At 71.3% G+C, this 20,672-nt stretch carries 14 protein-coding genes, 3 tRNA genes and 1 pseudogene; 7 read left to right on the plus strand and 11 right to left on the minus strand.

The window, feature by feature from the left end:
- Positions 1 to 49 precede the first annotated feature (49 nt).
- A complete protein-coding gene (locus tag IS481_RS05255; RefSeq protein WP_104356189.1) occupies positions 50 to 3,298 on the plus strand; it encodes a bifunctional diguanylate cyclase/phosphodiesterase in 3,249 nt (1,082 codons plus the stop codon).
- 16 nt (positions 3,299 to 3,314) lie between these two features.
- On the opposite strand, the gene IS481_RS05260 is transcribed toward IS481_RS05255, so the two are convergent.
- Complete coding sequence (locus IS481_RS05260) at positions 3,315 to 3,794, minus strand: PleD family two-component system response regulator (RefSeq protein ID WP_104356190.1); 480 nt, start codon at positions 3,792 to 3,794, stop codon at positions 3,315 to 3,317.
- Between the two features lie 80 nt (positions 3,795 to 3,874).
- Complete coding sequence (locus tag IS481_RS05265; protein WP_104356191.1) at positions 3,875 to 5,041, minus strand: zinc-binding metallopeptidase family protein; 1,167 nt, start codon at positions 5,039 to 5,041, stop codon at positions 3,875 to 3,877.
- Between the two features lie 134 nt (positions 5,042 to 5,175).
- Here IS481_RS05265 and IS481_RS05270 point away from each other — a divergent pair.
- From IS481_RS05270 to IS481_RS05290, 5 genes and pseudogenes are all read left to right on the plus strand, one after another.
- Positions 5,176 to 6,608 (plus strand): annotated as a pseudogene (locus IS481_RS05270) (circularly permuted type 2 ATP-grasp protein).
- Positions 6,609 to 6,623: 15 nt separating this feature from the next.
- The gene (locus IS481_RS05275) at positions 6,624 to 7,589 is read left to right on the plus strand and encodes an alpha-E domain-containing protein (protein ID WP_194963341.1); all 966 of its coding nucleotides are present in this window, start codon (positions 6,624 to 6,626) and stop codon (positions 7,587 to 7,589) included.
- Between the two features lie 106 nt (positions 7,590 to 7,695).
- Positions 7,696 to 10,140 carry a circularly permuted type 2 ATP-grasp protein gene (locus IS481_RS05280; protein ID WP_104357494.1) on the plus strand — a complete coding sequence of 815 codons (2,445 nt, stop codon included), beginning with the start codon at positions 7,696 to 7,698 and terminating at the stop codon, positions 10,138 to 10,140.
- Positions 10,137 to 11,027, plus strand: a complete 891-nt coding sequence (locus tag IS481_RS05285; protein WP_104357495.1) for a transglutaminase family protein — start codon at positions 10,137 to 10,139, stop codon at positions 11,025 to 11,027. The genes IS481_RS05280 and IS481_RS05285 overlap by 4 nt, the downstream gene beginning before the upstream one ends.
- A 148-nt stretch (positions 11,028 to 11,175) precedes the next feature.
- Positions 11,176 to 11,667, plus strand: a complete 492-nt coding sequence (locus IS481_RS05290; RefSeq protein WP_114699285.1) for a hypothetical protein — start codon at positions 11,176 to 11,178, stop codon at positions 11,665 to 11,667.
- Between the two features lie 31 nt (positions 11,668 to 11,698).
- Here the strand turns inward: IS481_RS05290 and IS481_RS05295 are convergent.
- The 3 genes from IS481_RS05295 to IS481_RS05305 all read right to left on the minus strand — a co-directional run bounded on the left by IS481_RS05295 (position 11,699) and on the right by IS481_RS05305 (position 12,902).
- A tRNA-Ser gene (locus IS481_RS05295) sits at positions 11,699 to 11,788 on the minus strand.
- Positions 11,789 to 11,911: 123 nt separating this feature from the next.
- Positions 11,912 to 11,999, minus strand: a tRNA-Ser gene (locus tag IS481_RS05300).
- Positions 12,000 to 12,080: 81 nt separating this feature from the next.
- On the minus strand, positions 12,081 to 12,902 hold the full coding sequence (locus IS481_RS05305) for a symmetrical bis(5'-nucleosyl)-tetraphosphatase (protein ID WP_104357497.1): 822 nt from the start codon (positions 12,900 to 12,902) through the stop codon (positions 12,081 to 12,083).
- Between the two features lie 61 nt (positions 12,903 to 12,963).
- Here IS481_RS05305 and IS481_RS05310 point away from each other — a divergent pair, with 61 nt between their 5' ends.
- Entirely contained in the window at positions 12,964 to 14,271 is a 1,308-nt protein-coding gene (locus IS481_RS05310; protein ID WP_104357498.1) for a hemolysin family protein, read from the plus strand.
- 18 nt (positions 14,272 to 14,289) lie between these two features.
- Here IS481_RS05310 and modC read toward each other — a convergent pair whose 3' ends face one another.
- The 6 genes from modC to pepN form a co-directional block, all read right to left on the minus strand.
- Positions 14,290 to 15,426 (minus strand): molybdenum ABC transporter ATP-binding protein, encoded by a 1,137-nt coding sequence (gene modC, locus IS481_RS05315; protein ID WP_104357499.1) that lies wholly within the window; start codon positions 15,424 to 15,426, stop codon positions 14,290 to 14,292.
- The gene (gene modB, locus IS481_RS05320) at positions 15,423 to 16,196 is read right to left on the minus strand and encodes a molybdate ABC transporter permease subunit (protein ID WP_247709561.1); all 774 of its coding nucleotides are present in this window, start codon (positions 16,194 to 16,196) and stop codon (positions 15,423 to 15,425) included. Before modB ends, modC begins: the two co-directional genes overlap by 4 nt.
- A 116-nt stretch (positions 16,197 to 16,312) precedes the next feature.
- Entirely contained in the window at positions 16,313 to 16,696 is a 384-nt protein-coding gene (locus IS481_RS05325) for a hypothetical protein (protein WP_104357500.1), read from the minus strand.
- Positions 16,697 to 16,833: 137 nt separating this feature from the next.
- A tRNA-Thr gene (locus tag IS481_RS05330) sits at positions 16,834 to 16,909 on the minus strand.
- A gap of 47 nt (positions 16,910 to 16,956) precedes the next feature.
- Positions 16,957 to 17,970 carry a class 1 fructose-bisphosphatase gene (locus IS481_RS05335; RefSeq protein WP_104357501.1) on the minus strand — a complete coding sequence of 338 codons (1,014 nt, stop codon included), beginning with the start codon at positions 17,968 to 17,970 and terminating at the stop codon, positions 16,957 to 16,959.
- A gap of 25 nt (positions 17,971 to 17,995) precedes the next feature.
- Positions 17,996 to 20,668, minus strand: a complete 2,673-nt coding sequence (gene pepN, locus IS481_RS05340; protein WP_104357502.1) for an aminopeptidase N — start codon at positions 20,666 to 20,668, stop codon at positions 17,996 to 17,998.
- Positions 20,669 to 20,672: the final 4 nt, after the last annotated feature.

Here is a 20,672-nt window from a genome sequence, read left to right on the forward strand (position 1 = left end):
CGGGTAGCATCCGGGGTTGCGAAATCCGCGCGCTTGCCACCCAGCCCTCGTGACCGCCAGCCTCGCCGATCCTGCCGCTGCCGACGCCGCGGCTCCCGATCCCGCCTCCCGGCACCGGCTCTACCGCCGGCTGGCCGACGCCGTGCTGGCGCTGGGTCTGGCCGCGAGCCTGCTGGTGTGGCACCTGACCGCGTCCAGCCTGAACGCGCGGGAAGACCGCAACTTCGAGCAGCACTTCACCGTGCTGGTCCAGCAGATCGGCACCGCGCTGGACCGCTATGCCGACCTCGCGGTCGGCGTGGCGGCGATCTTCCAGTCCGGCGGCGATGTCGGCCGCGAGGCGTTCCGCAAGCATTTCCTGTCGCTGCGCATGCTCGAGCGCTATCCGGCCCTGGTGGCGCTGGACTATGCCGAGCTGGTCCCGGCTGCCGAGCGGGACCGCGTCGAGGCCGCGGCTCGGGCCCAGGGACTGACGGGCTGGCGCATCCATCCCGAGGGCGAGCGCGACGTCTACCTGCCGGTGCTGTACAGCGAGCCGAGCGAGCAGCGACAGGCCCACCTGGGCTTCGACGCGGCCGCCGATGCGGCGGCGCGGCGCGACATGGAGCGCGCGCGCGACTCCGGGCAGGCCGTGCTCTCCGCCCCCCAGCCGCTCCCCGGGGAATCGGCGGCGCGGGTGCTGCTGGTGCGCGCTCCGGTGTACGACTCCGTGCCGGTGGGCGACAGCGTCGAGGCGCGCCGCCAGGCGCACCGCGGGCAGGTCAGCATGGTGGTGCGGGCGGCCGACCTGATGCGCGACGCGCTGACGCAGGACGACGCGCGCCGCTACCACGTGCACGTCGTGGACGTCGGCGAGGACTCGGCCCCGCGATCGGGCGAGACGGTCGTGCCGCTGTTCGAGGGACCGCAGCGCGCCGAAGCGGCGGCCGCGGTCGAGGCCGGGCGGGCGCACGCGCAGGTGGTGCAGGTGGGCGGGCGGCTGTGGGAGGTGCGCGGCATCCGCGAACCGGTGGCCTACCACCAGCTGCCGGCCGCGCTCGCGGTGCTGGGCGGCGCGCTGTTCAGCACGGTGGCGCTGTGGATCGCGCTGCGCGTGTTCGCCGGCCGCTACGGCCGCGCGGCCGAACTGGCCGAGCGCCTGAGCCGCCAGGCGCGCGAGAGCGAGGCGCGGCTGCGCAACGTGATCGACAGCACCGTCGACGGCATCATCACGATCGACGAGCGCGGCACCATCATCGGCATCAACGCGGCGGCGCTGCGCATGTTCGGCTACCGCGAGGACGAGATGCTCGGGCGCAACGTCTCGATGCTGATGCCGCTGCCCGAGGCGCAGCAGCACGACAGCTACCTCAAGCGCTTCCAGCAGACCGGCGAGGGCGCGGTGTTCGGCAGCGGCCTGGAAGTGACCGGCCTGCGCCGCGACGGCACGCTGTTCCCGATCGACCTGGGCGTCAACGAGGTGCTGCTCGACGGCAAGCGCCACTTCGTCGGCATGCTGCGCGACATGAGCGAGCGGCGCGCCGCCGAGCTGGCCTACGAGGAAACCCAGCGCCAGCTGCGCCGCGCCGACGCGCTGCGCCGCAGCATCTACGACAGCGCCCCGTTCGCGATCATCGCCACCGACCTGCGCGGCGTGATCCAGGCGCTCAACCCGGCCGCCGAGATGCTGCTCGGCTACAGCCCCGACGAGCTGGTCGGGCGCCAGACGCCGGTGCTGTTCCACGACCCGCAGGAGCTGTCGCTGCGCGCCACGCAGCTGAGTGCCGAGCTGGGCGAGCCGATCCAGGCGGGCTTCGATGCACTGGTCGCGCGCGCCCGCCACGGCCGCCCGGACGAGCGCGAATGGACCTACATCCGCAAGGACGGCCGTCGCGTGCCGGTGGTGCAGGTGGTCACGACCATGTCCAGCGACACCGGCGAGCCGGTCGGCTATCTCGGCATGGCCTACGACGTGACCGAGCGCAAGCGCGCCGAGGAGCACATCCGCCACATGGCGCACCACGACGCGCTGACCTCGCTGCCCAACCGCGTGCTGCTGCAGGGGCGGCTGGGTGCGGCGCTGGCGCGCGCCAAGCGCGAGGGCGACTGCATGGCGCTGATGTTCATCGACCTGGACCGCTTCAAGAACATCAACGACTCGCTCGGCCACCACGTCGGCGACACCATCCTGAAGATCGTCGCCGAGCGGCTGCGCTCGGCGGTGCGCGCCTCGGACACCGTCGCGCGCATGGGTGGCGACGAGTTCGTCGTGCTGCTGCCCAAGGTGACGCGGGTCGAGGACTGCGAGGTCGTCGCACGCAAGGTGATCGCCGCGCTCGGCGAGCCGATGCCGGTGGGCAGCTACGAGCTGCGCGTCACGCCCAGCATCGGCGTGGCGACCTACCCGCAGGCCGGCGACGACCCGGTGACGCTGATGCGCGCGGCCGACGCCGCCATGTACCACGCCAAGGCGCAGGGCCGCAACACGGTGCGCATGTACGACGAGAGCATGACGCGCGACTCGGCGGTGCGCCTGCGCATGGAGAACGACCTGCACCAGGCGCTGGACCGCAAGGAGCTGCGCGTGATGTACCAGCCCCAGTTCGACGTGGCCACCGGCCGCCTGGTCGGCGCCGAGGCGCTGGTGCGCTGGCGCCGCCCGCTGCACGGCATGGTCTCGCCGGCGGACTTCATCCCGATGGCCGAGGACACCGGCCTGGTGGTCGCGATCGGCGACTGGGTGCTGCGCGAGTCCTGTGCCCAGGCGCGTGCCTGGGAGGAGCGCACCGGCATGGCGCTGCGCGTGGCGGTGAACCTCTCGCCGCGCCAGCTCGAGACCGACCACCTGGTCGAGCACATCGCGCAGGCCCTGGAGGCGAACCGGCTCGCCCCGTCGCGGCTGGAACTGGAGATCACCGAAAGCGCCATCGTGCGCGACACCCTGTCCACCGCCTCGGTGCTGTCGCGGCTGCGCGCGCTGGGCATCAGCATCGCGATCGACGATTTCGGCGTCGGCTACTCCAGCATGTCCTACCTGCGCGAGCTGCCGGTGGACAAGTTCAAGATCGACCGCGCCTTCCTCGAGGCCGTGCCAGCTTCGGAAAGCGACTCGCGGCTGGCTGCCGCGCTGATCGCGATGGCCCACACGTTGCAGGTCGGGTTGGTGGCCGAAGGGGTGGAGACGCGCGAGCAGCTCGAGTTCCTGCGCCAGCACGGCTGCCACGAGGCGCAGGGCTACTACCTGGGTCGGCCGATGGGGCCGGAGGAGTTCGAGGCGCTCATCCTCGGGCAGCACCCCGAGGCCGGCATCGCGCGCTGAAGCGCCGCCGGCCCGCTCAGACGGTGGTCACGAGGTGGCCGGGGCGGGTGGTGTCGCCGAACGCGCCCGGGCGCAGTGCCGCCAGTTCGGCGCGGCAGCGCAGTCGCGGCAGCGTCACGGCCAGCCAGGGCGGCAGCGCGGTCCAGCCCATGCAGACCGGCCGCGCGTCGGCCGACGGGCCGGGCCCGGTGGCCGGCCAGGGCACCGGCTGGTTGCCCACCAGCGCGACCAGCGGGGGACGCACGACGCACTGGACCCATTGCAGCAGCGGCTCCAGGCGGTCGGGGCGGTCCCCGTCGGACTCCATCAGCAGCAGGTCGGGCGGCTCCGACAGCATCAGCGGCGGCACCTCGGCCGGGTGCTCGGCCGCGAGGATCTCGGCGTGCGGCTCGAAATGCAGGCAGGCGCGGGCGAACAGCTTGCGCGCGTGGATGCTGTCGGCAATGACCAGGATGCGCGGTGCCCAGCCGGCAGCGCGCGGGCGGGAGGAAGGCAAGGGAGATGGCGACATCGTGAGGGCAACAGGCCCGAGCGTAACGCGAGTCGCCTGACAACGCCCTTGCGGGGGCATTGCGCTCAGTCCGGCCCGGGGTGGTCCCGGTATTGCGTCACGACCCGGTGCACGAAGTGCAGCTTGTCCACGGCCGGCGCCGACAGCACGAAGGGGTAGAAATCCGGTTGCCCCATGCTGCGCGACAGCTCGTTGAGCACGCAGGTCAGTTCCATCCAGGCGTTGACGAAGGAGAGGAAGCCTGCCGTGGTGGCGTCGGCCGGCTGCTGCAGCGTCTCCGGGGTGTAGGGTGCATGGGAGGGCTCCACGCTGTCGGCGTCCAGCCCGAAGCTGAGCGCGGTGTCCAGCGTGTCCACCATGTGCAGGTAGTGCGCCCAGGTCTCGGCCCAGTCTTCCCACGGGTGGGCGCTGGCGTAAGCGCTCACGTGGCGCGACTGCCAGTCCGCCGGTGCGCCCTGTTCGTAGTGGCGGCGCAGTGCCGCGGCGTAGTCCTGGCGCTCGTCGCCGAAGGTCCGGCGGAACGGCTCGAGCCAGGGCGTGTGCGCGACCAGCCGGTCCCAGTAGTAGTGGCCCACTTCGTGTCGCAGGTGGCCGAGTACGGTGCGGTAGGGCTCCTGCAGGTGCTCGCGCGTGCGCTCGCGGTAGGCCGGGTCGGCCTCCTCGGCGTTCAGCGTGATGATCCCGTCGGCATGGCCGGTCATCACCGGCGGCCCGCCGGGCAACGCGCGCAGCAGGTCGAAGGCCAGCCCGCGCGCCGGGTCCTCGCCCAGGCGAGTGCGCACCGGCAGGCCCAGCCCGATCAGCTGCGACACCAGCCGGCGCTTGGCCGCCTCGATGCGGCCCCACAGCACCTGGTTCTCCGGCAGCGACAGGTCGGGGATGACGCGGTTGAGCCGGCAGGAGCGGCACAGTGCCTGCGCATCCTCCACCAGCCAGTTGCAGCCGGCCGCGCTGTCGAAGTTGCCGCAGCGCCGGTACAGCGGGCGCGGCTCGCCTTCGGGCAGCTCCGCCGCCGGCTGCCAGGTGCCGGGCTGCGGGCCCGGCTGCAGCGCCAGCACCCGCCCGAGCCGGGGCTCGTAGCCGAGCGGCCGGCCACAGTTCAGGCACAGGCTGTTGTCGAAGAACACCGGCCGCCCGCACACGCAGCGGCTGGCGCGGCTCGCCGCCGGCGCCTGGCCCCGCTTCCAGAGGTCCTGCAAGCGGGCGGACATCGATTCGAACAACGGCCTCATGGCTGGTCTCCGCTGTGCCGGCTGCACGTGCCATGCCCGGCGTGCAGCCCCATTGTGGTGCACCGACCGGTGCGCCGGCCATGGTCCCATGGCCTGGAACTTGCAGAACGCCGGCCAGGAGACAGTTGCCCATGATGCCCACTTACGACGAGATGCACGCCAGCAGCGCGGTGGTGCGGGAGCACTACCGGGTGTACGACCGGTGGCTGGCCAGGCAACCGCGGGACGTGATGCGCTCGCGGCGAGAGGAAGCCGAGGTGATCTTCCGGCGGGTGGGCATCACGTTTGCGGTGTACGGGGCGCAGGACGAGGACGGGGCGGGCACCGAGCGGCTGATCCCGTTCGACCTGATCCCGCGCATCATCCCGGCGCACGAGTGGCAGGTGCTCGAGCGCGGGCTGGCGCAGCGCGTGACGGCGCTCAACCGCTTCATCCACGACGTCTACCACGAGCAGGAGATCATCAAGGCCGGGGTGGTGCCGGCCGAGCAGGTGTGCGGCAACGGGCAGTTCCGCGCCGAGATGCTGGGGCTGGAGGTGCCCGGGGGCGTGTACGCGCACGTTGCCGGCATCGACATCGTGCGCGCGGCCAACGCGGACGGCAGCGGCACCTACTACGTGCTCGAGGACAACCTGCGGGTGCCCAGCGGGGTGAGCTACATGCTGGAGAACCGCAGGATGACCATGCGGCTGTTTCCGGAGCTGTTCAGCGAATACCGCGTCGCGCCGGTGGCGCATTACCCCGACCTGCTGCTGGAGTCGCTGCGGGCGGTGGCCCCGCCCAGCGTCAACGATCCCGTCGTGGTCGTGCTCACGCCGGGCATGTACAACTCCGCGTACTTCGAGCACGCGTTCCTGGCGCAGCAGATGGGCGTGGAGCTGGTGGAGGGGCAGGACCTGTTCGTCAAGGACCAGTTCATCTACATGCGCACCACCCAGGGGCCGAAGCGGGTGGACGTCATCTACCGGCGCGTGGACGACGACTTCCTCGACCCGCTGGCGTTCCGGGCCGACTCGGTGCTGGGCTGCGCGGGGCTGCTGTCGGTGTACCGGGCGGGCAACGTGACGCTGGCCAATGCCATCGGCACGGGCATCGCGGACGACAAGTCCATCTACCCGTACGTGCCGCAGATGATCGAGTTCTACCTGGGGGAGAGGCCGCTGCTCGACAACGTGCCCACCTGGGTGTGCCGGCGCGAGGAGGACCTGAAGTACGTGCTGGCGCACCTGCCGGAGCTGGTGGTCAAGGAGGTGCACGGGGCGGGCGGCTACGGGATGCTGGTGGGCCCGGCGGCGACGAAGGAAGAGATCGAGGCCTTCCGCGAGCGGCTTGTCGCGCAGCCGGGCAACTACATTGCGCAGCCGACGCTGTCGCTGTCGACCTGCCCGACCTTCGTGGAGTCCGGCATCGCGCCGCGGCACATAGACCTGCGGCCCTTCGTGCTGAGCGGGCGCACGGTGCAGATGGTGCCCGGGGGCTGACGCGGGTGGCGCTCAAGGATGGGTCGCTGGTGGTCAACAGCAGCCAGGGCGGCGGGACGAAGGACACGTGGGTGCTCGAGGAGTGAAGAAGGAGGCCGGCCATGTTGTCACGCACCGCGGATCACCTGTTCTGGATGGCCCGGTACATGGAGCGTGCGGAGAACACCGCGCGCATGCTCGACGTGAACTACCAGATGAGCCTGCTGCCCCATTCGGCCGAGATGGCCGAGCAGGGCTGGCGCAGCCTGCTGGGCATCAGTGACCTGACCGAGGACTTCGCGCGCCGCTACCGGGGCTTCTCGGCGCGCGAGGTGATGGACTACATGGTGCGCGACGAGAGCAACCCGTCGAGCATCGCGAGCTGCCTGCGCGCGGCGCGCGAGAACGCCCGGGCGGTGCGCGGCGCCCTGACCACCGAGGTGTGGGAGACACAGAACCAGACCTGGCTGGAGTTCCACCGGCAGTTCGACGGCAACCGTTTCCTGCGCGACCCGGGCGAGTGCTTCGAATGGGTGAAGTTCCGCTCGCACCTGTCGCGCGGCGTGACGCTGGGCACCATGCTGCAGGACGAGGCCTTCCACTTCCTGCGCATCGGCACCTTCCTCGAGCGCGCCGACAACACCGCCCGCCTGCTGGACGTGAAGTTCCACGGCGTCAGCGACGAGTTCTTCGGCAGCACCGGCCCGCGCGAGAAGGACGTGGAGTTCGACTTCTACTACTGGTCCGCGGTGCTGCGCTCGGTCTCGGGCTTCGAGGTCTACCGCAAGGTCTACCGCACCGTGCTGCAGCCGGAGAAGGTGGCCGAGCTGCTGATCCTGCGCCCGGACATGCCGCGCTCGCTGATGGCCTGCGTCAACGAGGTGGTGCACAACCTCGCGGCGGTGGCCAACGAGCAGTCCGGCGAGACCCAGCGGCGCGCCGGGCGCCTGCAGGCGGACCTCAAGTACGGCCGCATCGACGAGATCCTCGCCACCGGCCTGCACGCGTTCCTGACGCAGTTCCTCGACCGCGTCAACGACCTGGGCGCGGGCATCAGCCGCGACTTCCTCGTGCCGGTGCGGCACTGAAGCGCCCGTGGCGATCAAGCCGTTCCGTTCCATGGCGTCCTGAGCCCTTCCCCCTTTCGTGAAACCGCCATGCGTCCCGCCGCGGGGTGCATGGCAGACTGCCGCCATGTCCCTGTCCCTGCTCGACGGCTACCGCGCGTCGCCCCAGCGTTACGACGAGACCTTTGCCGCGCCGGGCGAGCTGCGTCCGCACTGGCGCCGCTTCATGCAGACGCTCGCGGCCGCCGCGCCGGCGCAGCTGGCCGAGCGCATGGCGCTGGTCGAGCGCGAGGTGCGCGAGAACGGCGTGACCTACAACGTGTACGCCGATCCGCGCGGTGCCGACCGGCCGTGGCAGGTCGATCCGATCCCGCTGCTGGTCTCGCCGCAGGACTGGGCGCAGATCGAGGCCGGCATCGCCCAGCGCGCGCGCCTGCTCAACGCGCTGCTGGCCGACATCTACGGGCCGCAGGCGCTGCTGCGCGAGGGGCGCCTGCCGCCGGCGCTGGTGTACGGCCACCGCGGCTACCTGCCGCCGGCGCAGGGCATCCGGCCGCCGGGCGGCATCCACCTGCTCCTCTACGCGGCCGACCTGGCGCGTTCGCCCGACGGGCGCTGGTGGGTGTTCTCCGACCGCACCCAGGCACCCTCGGGCGCGGGCTATGCGCTGGAGAACCGGCTGGTGGTCTCGCGCATGTTCCCGGAGCTGTTCCGCGAGCTCGACGTCGAGCACCAGGCGCCGTTCTTCGCCGCGCTGCGCGCATCCATCGCACGCCACGCACCGCGGGGCGACGGCCCGCACCTGACCGTGTTGCTGACGCCCGGGCCCTACAACGAAACCTACTTCGAGCACGCCCTGATCGCGCGCTACCTGGGCTTCCCGCTGGTCGAGGGCAGCGACCTCACGGTGCGCGACGGGCGCGTCTGGCTCAAGACCGTCGAAGGGCTCAAGCGCGTGCATGCCATCGTGCGCCGCCAGGACGACGACTACTGCGACCCGCTCGAGCTGCGCGCCGACTCGGCGCTGGGCGTGCCCGGCCTCACCGAATGCGCGCGCCGCGGCAGCGTGCTGCTGGCCAACAGCCTGGGCAGCGGCGTGCTCGAGTCCGGGGCGCTGTACGGCTACCTGCCGGCGCTGTGCGAGCAGCTGCTGGGCGAGCCGCTGCGGCTGCCTTCGGTGGCGACCTGGTGGCTGGGCGAGCCTGCCGCGCTCGACGACGCGTGGCAGCGGCTGGACGAGCTCATCGTCAAGCCGGTCGGCACGAGCGCCTCCCAGGACGGGCCGGTGTTCGGGCGCGAGCTGTCGGCCACCCGGCGCGCCGCGCTGCGCGAGCAGGTGGCGCAGCAGCCGCACCGCTACGTCGCGCAGGAATGGGTGCGGCTGTCGCAGGCGCCCGCGCTGGACCGTGCCCGGCCGCGCCAGCTGATGGCCTGCGCGGTGGGCCTGCGCGTGTTCGCGGTGGCCACCGGCGACGGCTATGCGGTGATGCCGGGCGGGCTCACGCGCATGGCCGCCGCCCCGGACGCCGACGTGATCGCGATGCAGCGCGGCGGCGGCTCCAAGGACACCTGGGTGCTGCCGGAGCGGCCGACGGCGTCCTCGTTGTCGCTGCTGCGCACCACCATCACCTTGGCGGACCTGAAGGCGCCGCGCGCGCACCTGTCCTCGCGCGTCGCGGAGAACCTGTTCTGGTACGGCCGCTACGCCGAGCGCAGCGAATGCACCGCGCGCCTGCTGCGCGTCGCGCTGTCGCGCTGCGCGGCCGAGGCCGAGGAACAGGACGAAGGCAGCCAGCCGGTGCTGGCGCTGGCGCAGGCCTGGTGCCTGGTCGACGACCCGCAGGGCGATCCGGTGCCGCAGTTGCTCGCGGCCGCCACGCAGCCGGAACGCGGCCTGGGGGCGGTGCTGCAGCAGATGGGGCGTGCGGCGTTCTGCCTGCGCGACCGGCTCTCGATCGACAACTGGCGCACGCTCAACCAGCTGGTGCACGACCCGGTGCTCCAGCGCCCGGCCTCGCTGCCCGATGCCTTCCGCTGGCTGGACCGCGCCGTCACCACGCTGGTGACGCTCTCGGGCTTCGCGCTCGACGGCATGACGCGCGGCATCGACTGGCACTTCATGTCCATGGGCCGGCACATCGAGCGGCTGGACTTCCTGGCGCTGGCGATCGACAACGCCATCGCGTCGGGGCAGGGCGGGCTCGACTGGCTGCTGGACCTGTGCGACTCCACCGTCACCTACCGCTCGCGCTACCTGGTGCCGCCCGAATGGCTGCCGGTGCTGGACATGCTGGTGCGCGACGACACCCACACCCGGTCCATCGGCTTCCTGCTGCCCAAGCTGCTGGCGATGGTGCAGAAGATCGAGCAGCTGCACGGCCCCTTCGCGAGCCCCCTGCTGGAAGGCCCGCATGCCGCGCTGCGCGAGCTCGCGCCCGAAGACCTGGCGCCGGACCACCCCGCGCTGCGCCAGCTGCTGCGCGACGTGCGCCGCGCGGTCCATGCCGCCTCGGAAGCCGCGACGCACACCTTCTTCACCCATGCGCAGCCGCGCAGCCAGCTCCCCGCATGAACGCCGCCTTCGCCAGCTACCGCATCGAGCACGACACGCGCTACGACTACGGCGCACCGGTCTCGGCGTCCTGGCAGCTCGCGCGCCTGACGCCCCGCGCGCTGCCGTGGCAGCACACGCTGTGGCACACGCTGGTGCCCGACCCCACGCCGGACGAATGCACCACCGGCCTCGATGCCTGCGGCAACGCGGTCACGCGCTTTGCGCTGCACCGCAGGCACACCCACCTCGAGGTGCGCATGGCCTGCCAGGTGGAGGTGGCCCCGCGCCCGGCATGGGCCCCGGCCGTGCCCGAGCCGTGGGAGGCCGTGCGCGAGGCGTCGATGCGTGGTGGCCTCGACGCGGCCCTGATGCGCGAGACGACGCCGGGCCTGCCCTGGTCGCAGGCGGCGCGCGACTACGCCGCCGCGAGCCTGCACCCCGGGCGCGACTGGCTCGAGGCCGTGCTGGAGCTGATGCAGCGCATCCACCGCGAGTTCGAGTTCGTGCCCGGGGCCACCACGGTCAGCACCCCGGTCGATGCGGTGCTCGCCGAGCGCAAGGGCGTGTGCCAGGACTTCGCGCAGCTGATGATCACCTGCCTGCGCACCCACGGCCTGCCGGCGCGCTACATGTCCGGCTACCTGCTGACCCATCCGCCCGAGGGCCAGCCGCGCCTGGTCGGCGCCGACGCGACGCACGCCTGGGTGGCGGCGCATTCGCCGCAGCACGGCTGGGTGGAACTCGACCCGACCAACGGCTGCCTGGCCGACACGCGCTACGTCACGCTGGCCTGGGGGCGCGACTTCGCCGAAGCCGGACCGCTGCGCGGGGTGATCCTGGGGGGCGGGGAGCAGCGGCTGGAGGTGAAGGTCAGCGTCTGGCCGCTGGACAGCGGCGGTCGATGACCTAAAGTGGCTTTCCGTACAGTACGCGGAGGGCCTGGCGATGCCGACCTCACCTACCGTCTCGACTCCGGGCAGCCGGGGCTCGATCCCCGACAGTGATGTCTCGACCCCCGGGGGCCCGGGGGCTGCCCATCACCCGTAGGCGGTCGTGGGGGAAGCGATCGGATTGCTGGTCAGTGCGTTGGCCGCGGGCAAGTCGGCCGCGGACATCGCTTCCGCGGTCCTGCCGCTGCTGAGGTCCAGCACCCCCCTGGTGACCCACGTGCTGCGCAGCCGGCAGGAAGGCAGCCAGCATGTCGTGGAACTGCACCTGATCAATGCGACGCCGCACGGGATGTATCTGATGGGCGCCAGCCTCGCCCGGCCCAAGGGGGTTCCATTGACCTGCAGGAAGGCCGAGGTTTCGGGAAGCGGCCTGGGGCTGGGCACCTCCCCATCCGGCCAGGGAGCGATCGTGTGGCCCTACCGCCTGGTCCCGGGCACGCATCTCGATTGCGTGCTCACTTTCGACGCACAGGCCACCCGGCAGATCATCGCCAATTGGGGCTACGGGACACTGCGGGTCGACTATCGCCTCCTGTCCGCGCGGGATCCGAGCTACACGGAGGCGGACTTCGCGATACGGAACGAGGCACCGTGAAGAAGTCTGGTCGGTGACGGGAGTCGAGGGATGGCGGAGGCGGTGAGATTCGAACTCACGGAAGGGTTTCCCCTTCGCTGGTTTTCAAGACCAGTGCCTTAAACCACTCGGCCACACCTCCAGGGCTGGTCCGGCAGAGCGCCGCGGGCGCGGCGTGCGGACAGACGTCGGGCGATTCTACCTGCGGGGCCGTGCAGGAACGGGGAGGATGCCCGCGCGCGGAGCGCCGCGGATCGCACCCGTCTGGCGGAGGCGGTGGGATTCGAACCCACGAACGGTCGCCCGTTGCCGGAGTTCAAATCCGGTGCCTTCAACCACTCGGCCACACCTCCGTCGGCCGTCCGTGCCAGCGGACGATGCCGCGATCCTACCCCGGGCCGGCCGGCGCCGTCACGCGGGCGGGGCTTAGGCCCTCAACCCGGCTTCTGCGCCTGCTGGCAGGGCACCTGGATGATCTCGCGCCGGCCGCCGTCGATGCGGGCGGCGGTGAGCTGCCCGCCCCAGACGCAGCCGGTGTCCAGCGCCAGCAGGTCGGGGCGGTTGATGAGGCCGAGCGTCGACCAGTGGCCGAAGGCGATCGGCACGCCGGCGGTCTTGCGGCCGGGCACCTCGAACCAGGGCAGGTGGCCGGGCGGGGCCTGGTCGGCGCCGTCCTTGGCGGCGAAGTCCATGTGGCCGTCGGGCGTGCAGAAGCGCAGCCGCGTCAGCGTGTTGACGGCGTTGCGCAGGCGGTCGTGGCCCTGCAGGTCGTCGCTCCAGCGGGCCGGCTCGTTGCCGTACATCGCGTGGAAGAAGTCGCCGGCCTCGGGCGAGCGCAGCGCGGCCTCGACCTCGCCGGCCAGCTGCAGGGTCAGCGCCGCGTCCCAGGCCGGGGCGACGCCGGCGTGCACCATTAGCCAGCCGTGTGCCTGCACCGCCATGCGCTGCTGGCGCAGCCAGTCGAGCAGCTCGTCGCGGTCGGGCGCGTCGAGGATGTCGCGCACCGTGTCGCTGCGGTGCAGCGGGCGCACGCCATGCGCGACGGCCAGCAGGTGCAGGTCGTGGTTGCCGAGCAGGCAGGTCGCCGCGTCGCCGAAGCCGCGCAGCACATGCAGCGTGCGGCGCGAACAGGGGCCCCGGTTGACCAGGTCGCCGAGCACGTAGAGGCGGTCGCGCGACGGGCTGAAATCCAGCGTGGCGAGCAGGCGGTCCAGGGCGTCGCAGCAGCCCTGGAGGTCTCCGATGAGGTAGATCATGTCCCGATTCTGCTACGCTGGCAGGGTTTTCGACTTTTCTCCGGAGTTTCTTCGGCCGCGCATGGACGCTGCGTTACTGATCTTCCTCATCCTGCTCAATGGCGTGTTCGCCATGTCCGAGATGGCCCTGACGGCGGCACGCAAGGTGCGGCTCCAGGTGATGGTCGAAAACGGTGAGGCCGGCGCGCAGGCGGCGCTGGACCTGCACGAGAACCCCACCAAGTTCCTCTCGGTCGTGCAGATCGGCATCACGTCGATCGGGGTGCTCAACGGTATCGTCGGCGAGAGCGCGTTCGCCGGTCCGCTGGCGGTGTGGCTGCTGGAGATGTTCCCGCTGGCAGAGGCGGCCGCCGGCATCCTGGCCACCGGCCTGGTGGTGGCCTGCATCACCTTCCTGACCATCATCTTCGGCGAGCTGGTGCCCAAGCGCCTGGGGCAGATGTACCCCGAGACGGTCTCGCGCATCGTCGCGCGGCCGATGAACTGGCTGTCCTACGTGGCCAAGCCCTTCGTGGTGGTGCTCACCGGCGCGACGCAGGCGGTGCTGGGCCTGCTGGGGCTGAAGGACATGCCGGTGCGCATGGTCACCGAGGAGGAAATCGCCGCCAGCCTCGAGGAAGGCCTGGATGCGGGCGTGATCGAGGCGCACGAGCACCAGATGGTGCGCAACGTGTTCCGCCTCGACGAGCGCCAGATCACCTCGATGATGATCCCGCGCGGCGACATCGTCTGGCTGGATGCCTCCGAGCCGCCCGAGAAGGCGCTGGCGATCGTCGCGTCCACCGAGCACTCGCGCTACCCGGTCTGCCGCGGCGGGCTGGACGACGTGATCGGCGTGATGACCGCGCGCCAGCTGCTGCAGCAGCTCGCGCACGGCCGCGAGGTGAACCTGGAGGCCGGCCTGCAGACGCCGGTGTTCGTGCCCGAGACGCTGACCGGCATGGAGCTGCTGGAGAGCTTCCGCGCCTCGGACATGCAGATGGTGTTCGTCGTCGACGAGTACGGCGAGATCCAGGGCATGATCACCCTGCAGGACGTGCTGGAGGCCATCACCGGCGAGTTCGCCTCGGCGGTGCCGGGCGAGGCCTGGATGGTCAAGCGCGACGACGGTTCCTGGCTGGTCGACGGCCTGATCCCGGTGCAGGAGCTGAAGGACCGCCTGCTGCTCAAGGAGCTGCCCGACGAGGACCGCGGCCGCTACAACACGCTGGCCGGCATGCTGATGCTGCTGCTCGGGCGCCTGCCCAAGACGGCCGACGTGGTCGAATGGGAAGGCTGGCGCTTCGAGGTCGTGGACCTGGACGGCAAGCGCGTCGACAAGGTGCTGGCCACCCAGCTGCCCCCGCCGCCGGCCGAGCCGGAAGCCTGAGCTCGCGCGGGGCACCGTTCAGCCGGACGGCGCGTCCTCCGGTGCCGGCGCCTGTGCCCGCGGCCGGCGCGCGAAGCCCACGCTGCGGCTGTCCAGCGCCACCGACTTGACCATCGCCCACACGGTCTGCCCGACCGCGAGCTTCAGGCGGTCGCACGATTCGCGCGTGATCAGCGCGCGCACCTGCGTCGAGCCCAGGCCGATGGCGACGTCCATGTAGGGGCCGTCGCGCGGGGTCAGGGCGAGCACGGTGCCTTGCAGCCGGTTGGTCAGGCTCACGTCGGTGGGCGGCGACAGCGCCACGCCGACGTCGCGCGCGCGCAGCCGGGCGCGCACCGGCGTGCCTTCGGGCAGGTCCACCAACGGCACGCGCAGCTCGCCGTCGGCAAAGCGCAGCGTGGACAGCTGGTAGTGCGGGTCGTGCCGCGCGACCTGGCAGTCCAGCACCACGCCCGCCTCGAAGCGGCCGATCAGCGGCGCGTGCTCGGGGTTGGACATCACCTCGGCCAGCGGGCCGTGGGTCACGGTGCGGCCTTCGCTGACGATCACCAGGTGGTCGGCCAGGCGCGTGATCTCGTCGACCGAGTGGCTCACGTACAGCGCCGGCAGCGCGAACTCCTCGCACAGCTGCTCGATGTAGGGCAGCACCTCGGCCTTGCGCGGCGCATCGAGGGCGGCCAGCGGCTCGTCCATCAGCAGCAGCTGCGGCTGGCGCAGCAGCGCCCGGCCGAGCGCGACGCGCTGGCGCTCGCCGCCGGACAGGGCGTGCGGGCGGCGTTGCAGCAGGTGCCCGATGCCCAGCACCTCGACCACCGCGTCGAAGCCGATGCGCGGCGCGCCACGCCAGCGCTTGAGGCCATAGCGCAGGTTGCCCTCGACGCTCAGGTGCGGGAACAGCCGGGCGTCCTGGAACACGTAGCCGATGCCGCGCTGCTCCATCGGCAGGTCGATGCGCCGTGCCGCGTCGAAGAACACCCGCTCGCCCACCCGGATGCGCCCGGCATCCGGGCGCAGCAGGCCGGCCACGGCATTGATCAGGCTGGTCTTGCCCGAGCCGCTGCGGCCGAAGATCGCGGTGATGCCCTGCGAGGGCAGCTGCACCTGCACCTGCAGCTGCAGGGGGCCGAGGTCGCGGCGGAAGGCGAGCTCGATCATGCGCGCCCCAGCCAGCGGCGGGTGCGCCGCTCCAGCAGCCCGGACAGCACCAGCGCGCCCAGCGCCAGCGCCATCGACAGCGCCACCAGGCGCAGTGCCAGCGCGTCGCCGTCGGGCGTCTGCGTGGCGGTGTAGATCGCCAGCGGCAGCGTGCGCGTCTCGCCCTCGACGTTGGAGGCGAAGGTGATGGTGGCGCCGAACTCGCCGAGGCTGGCGGCGAACGCCATCATGCAGCCCGACAGGATGCCCGGCAGCATCAGCGGCAGCGTGACCGTGGCGAAGGCGTCCCAGCGCCCGGCGCCGAGCGTGCGCGCGGCGACTTCCAGCCCGCGGTCCACCGCCTCCAGCGACAGGCGGATCGCGCGCACCATCAGCGGGAAGGCCATCACCGCGGCGGCGACCACGGCGCCCTCGGTCGTGAAGATCAGCTGAATGTCGAACTGCTGGTGGAGCCAGCGCCCGAGCGGCGCGCGCGTGCCCAGCGTGATCAGCAGCAGGTAGCCGACCACCACCGGCGGCAGCACCAGCGGTGCATGCACCAGGGCTTCCAGCAGCGCCTTGCCGGGCAGCCGGCTGCGCGACAGCAGCCAGGCCACGCCGATCGCGGGCGGCAGGCACAGCAGCGTGGCCCAGGCCGCCACCTGCAGGCTCAGGCACAGGGCTTCCCGTTCGAGGTCGGTCAGCATGGGCGGCAGGTCCCGGCGGGGAATCGGCAGGGCAGCAGGCAGGTCATCGGCGTCGCAGCGGTCGGCGACCCGAAGTCTATCCATTGCCCGCGGCGCGTGTGCGGCCGGGGCGCACGAAGGCGTGCCCGCCCGCGCCCGCCGCGGGGGACGGCCATTCCTGCCGCCGCACGGCAGCCCGTGCAGGAGTCGCCTGGCGGGGCTCAGCGCATCATGAAGCCGGCGCAGCGCGCGCCGCGGACCGCCAGGATGACCAGCAGGTCGTCGTCGCTGCGGTCGGGGTCGACGCGGTACAGGTGCACGTCCATGCCGCCCTTGCGGTAGCGGCCAAGGTAATCGGATCCATAACCCGGGCCGAGCACCGGCTGCACCGCCTTGCTGACCTCGGCCAGCGTCTCGGGCGTGACCGCGGCGCGCACGTCCTCGTGGCAGACGCGGTGGAAGTCTTCCACCTTGTTCTGCACCGTGGCCTGCATCAGCGTCTCGTACATGCGCTGCACGTCGGCGGGGGCGGTCGGCCCGCCCTGCGCGGTGGCGGCACCGGCGGCGGCGAGGGTCAGGACGGCGGCGGCGAGGCCGCGTTTCATGGGGGATGCGGTTCGTGAGCTCATGCGGATTCCCCCAGCAACCGGCACGCCCGCGCACGTGCCACCGGTGTATTTGCTGCGCCTGAATGCAACAAGGGCCTGGCGGTTGCCCGTCAGGCCCTTGGGGAGGTGTCTCATGGTGCCGGTGACCGGATTCGAACTGGTGACCTTCGCATTACGAATGCGCTGCTCTACCAACTGAGCTACACCGGCAAAGAGACAGCGATTCTAGCAAATTTCGCCGTCGTCGCGGAAGGGGCTCATTGCGCGGCTTCGCGGTGGTAGGCGGTGACGCGCTCGACCTCGTTCTTCGAGCCTAGGATCACGCTGACGCGCTCGTGCAGCTTGGTCGGCTGGATGTCCAGGATGCGCTGCAGGCCGTTGGTCGCGGCGCCGCCGGCCTGCTCGACGATGAAGCTCATCGGGTTGGCCTCGTACATCAGGCGCAGCTTGCCGGGCTTGTCGGGCTCGCGCTTGTCCCAGGGGTACATGAAGATGCCGCCGCGCGTGAGGATGCGGTGCACGTCGGCCACCATCGAGGCGATCCAGCGCATGTTGAAGTCCTTGCCGCGCGGACCTTCCTTGCCGGCCAGGCACTCGTCGATGTAGCGCCGCACGGGCGGGGCCCAGTGGCGCATGTTGCTCATGTTGATCGCGAATTCCTTGGTGTCCTCGGGGATCGTGACCTGGTCCTGCGTCAGCACCCAGGAACCCTGCTCGCGGTCCAGCGTGAACATCGCAACGCCGTCGCCCACGGTCAGCACCAGCGTGGTCTGCGGGCCGTAGATGCAGTAGCCGGCGGCGGCCTGCTGGCGGCCGGGCTGGAGGAAGTCCTGCTCGCTGACGCCGGCGTGGTCGTCGGGCTTCTTCAGCACCGAGAAGATCGTGCCGATGCTGACGTTGACGTCGATGTTGGACGAACCGTCCAGCGGGTCGAACAGCAGCAGGTATTCGCCGCGCGGGAAGCGGTTGGGCACCAGGTAGATGCCTTCCATCTCCTCCGACGCCATCGCGGCGAGGTGACCGCCCCATTCGTTGGCCTCGATCAGCACCTCGTTGCAGATGACGTCCAGCTTCTTCTGGACCTCGCCCTGCACGTTCTCGGTGCCGGCGCTGCCCAGCACGTCGCCGAGCGCGCCCTTGTTGACGCTGATCGCGATGCGCTTGCACGCGCGCGCGACGACCTCGATCAGCAGGCGCAGCTGGGCGGGGATGTGCCCGTGCAGGCGCTGCTGCTCGACCAGGTACTGGGTGAGGCTGATGCGTTTACCCATGGCAAAGCTCCGTGATGGTGGAATCTCAATCGGCCAGCGCGCGGGTGACGATCTCGCGCACGTCGTCGCTCAGCTCGGCCTTGGCCGCCACGCGCGCGATCGCCTCGCGGGCGGCGCTGCGGTAGGGCTCGGCCAGCTGCTTCCAGCGGTCCAGCGCACGCGCCAGGCGCGCGGCGAGCTGCGGGTTGATCGCGTCGAGCTCGAGCACGCGGTCGGCCCAGAACACGTAGCCGGCAGCGTCGGTGCGGTGGAAGGCCGCCGGGTTGGAGAAGCACAGCGCCGTGACCAGGCTGCGCGCGCGGTTCGGGTTGCGCAGCGAGAAGTCGGGATGCGACATCAGCTGCTTCACCCGCGCGAACACGCGACCCTCCTTCTCGGGGGCGGTGGCCTGCAGCGCGAACCACTTGTCGACCACCAGCGCCTCGTCCTTGAACTGGGCGTGGAAGCGCTCCAGCGCCGGCTCGGCCAGCTCGCTGTGCGAGCCGACCAGCGCGCTGAGCGCGCCCAGGCGGTCGGTCATGTTGCCGGCGTCCTTGAAGCGCTGGTAGGCCTTGCCCGGCCACACCGGGGCGTTGGACGGCACGGCGGCCAGGCACAGGTAGGCCAGCGCCAGGTTGGCCAGGGCGCGGCGGCCGGCCGAGACCGGGTCGGGCGCGTAGGCACCGGTGTCCTTGTGCGTCTCCCAGGCCCATTCCCAGTCGGCCTGCAGCGCGGTGGCGAACTGCAGGCGCATCGACTCGCGCACCGCGTGGATGCGCTGCGGGTCGACTTCCTCGAGCTGCTCGGCGATGTAGCTCTCGCCGGGCAGGGTCAGCACCAGCTCCTTGAAGGCCGCGTCCAGCGTCGGATGGCGCAGCACGGCGCGCATCGCCTCGACGTAGGCGGCATCCAGCTGCAGCGTGCCGTCGCCCTTGATGGCGGCGAGCAGGCGGTTCAGCGCCAGGCGCTGGCCGGCCTCCCAGCGGTTGAACGGGTCGCTGTCGTGCGCCAGCAGGGTCAGCAGGTCGGCGTCCGAGAGGCTGTCCTCGAGGATCACCGGGGCCGAGAAGCCGCGCAGCAGCGAGGGCACCGGCTCGGCTTCGACGTTGGCGAACTCGAAGCGCTGCACGGCCTCGTGCAGCACCAGCACGCGCTCGGTGCCCACCGGGGCGTCCTCGCCGACCAGCTGCAGCGGCAGGGCCTGGCCGTCGCGGCCGACCAGGCCCAGCGCGACCGGGATCACGAAGGGCTGCTTGACTTCCTGCCCCGGGGTGGGCGGGCAGGACTGGCTGAGCTCCAGCGTGTAGGTGCGCAGCTCGGCGTTGTACAGGCCGCGCGCCTTGACGCGCGGCGTGCCGGCCTGGCTGTACCAGCGCTTGAACTGCTCCAGTCGCTGCGCCAGGGGGCTGCCGGGGTTGGCGTCGGCGATGGCCTGGGCGAAGTCGTCGCAGGTCACGGCCTGGCCGTCATGGCGCTGGAAGTACAGTGTCATGCCGCGTGCGAAGCCGTCGCGGCCCACCAGCGTCTGCATCATGCGCACCACCTCGGCGCCCTTGTCGTAGACCGTGGCGGTGTAGAAGTTGTCGATCGCGAGGTAGCTGTCCGGGCGCACCGGGTGGGCCATCGGGCCGGCGTCTTCCGGGAACTGGTGCGCGCGCAGCACCCGCACGTCCTCGATGCGCTTGACCGCGCGCGCGCTCGGCGAGCCGGCCAGGTCCTGGCTGAACTCCTGGTCACGGAAGACCGTCAGGCCTTCCTTGAGCGAGAGCTGGAACCAGTCGCGGCAGGTGACGCGGTTGCCGGTCCAGTTGTGGAAGTACTCGTGGCCGACCACGCTCTCGATGCCGGCATAGTCGGCGTCGGTGGCGGTCGCGGGGTTGGCGAGGACGTACTTGGTGTTGAAGATGTTCAACCCCTTGTTCTCCATCGCGCCCATGTTGAAGTCGCTGACCGCGACGATCATGAAGCGGTCCAGGTCCAGCGACAGGCCGAAGCGGCGCTCGTCCCAGGCCACCGCGGCCATCAGCGAGCGCATCGCGTGCTCGGTCTTGTCCAGGTCGCCGGCGCGCACGTAGACCTGCAGCAGATGCTCGCGGCCGCTGGCGGTGCGGATCTTCTGCTCGCGGCACACCAGGTTGGCGGCCACCAGCGCGAACAGGTAGCTGGGCTTGGGGAAGGGGTCGTGCCATTTGGCGTAGTGGCGGCCGTTGTCCAGCTCGCCGGTCTCGACCAGGTTGCCGTTGGACAGCAGCACCGGGTACTTGCTGCGGTCCGCGCGGATCGTGACGGTGTAGACCGCCATCACGTCCGGGCGGTCGAGGAAATAGGTGATGCGGCGGAAGCCCTGGGCCTCGCACTGCGTGAAGAAGCCGCCGCCCGAGGTGTACAGCCCCGACAGCTGGGTGTTCTTCTCGGGCGCGCAGGTGTTGCGCAGCTCCAGCGTGAACGGCTCCTCGGGCAGGTTCTCGAGCACCAGCTGCTGGTTCTCGACGCGGAACGAGACCGACTCGCCGTTGACCAGCACGCGCAGCAGGTTCAGGTCCTCGCCGTCCAGGCGCAAGGGCTGCGGCGCGACGTCCGGGTTGCGCTCGACCTGCATGCGGTTGGTCACGAGCGTCTTGACCGGGTCGAGGTCGAAGCACAGTTCGACCGAGCGGATCCAGTAGGCCGGCGGGGCGTAGTCCTCGCGGCGGATCACGGTGGCGGTGCCTTCACGCATGGTG

The organism is Caldimonas thermodepolymerans, from assembly GCF_015476235.1.
GTDB lineage: Bacteria > Pseudomonadota > Gammaproteobacteria > Burkholderiales > Burkholderiaceae_C > Caldimonas > Caldimonas thermodepolymerans.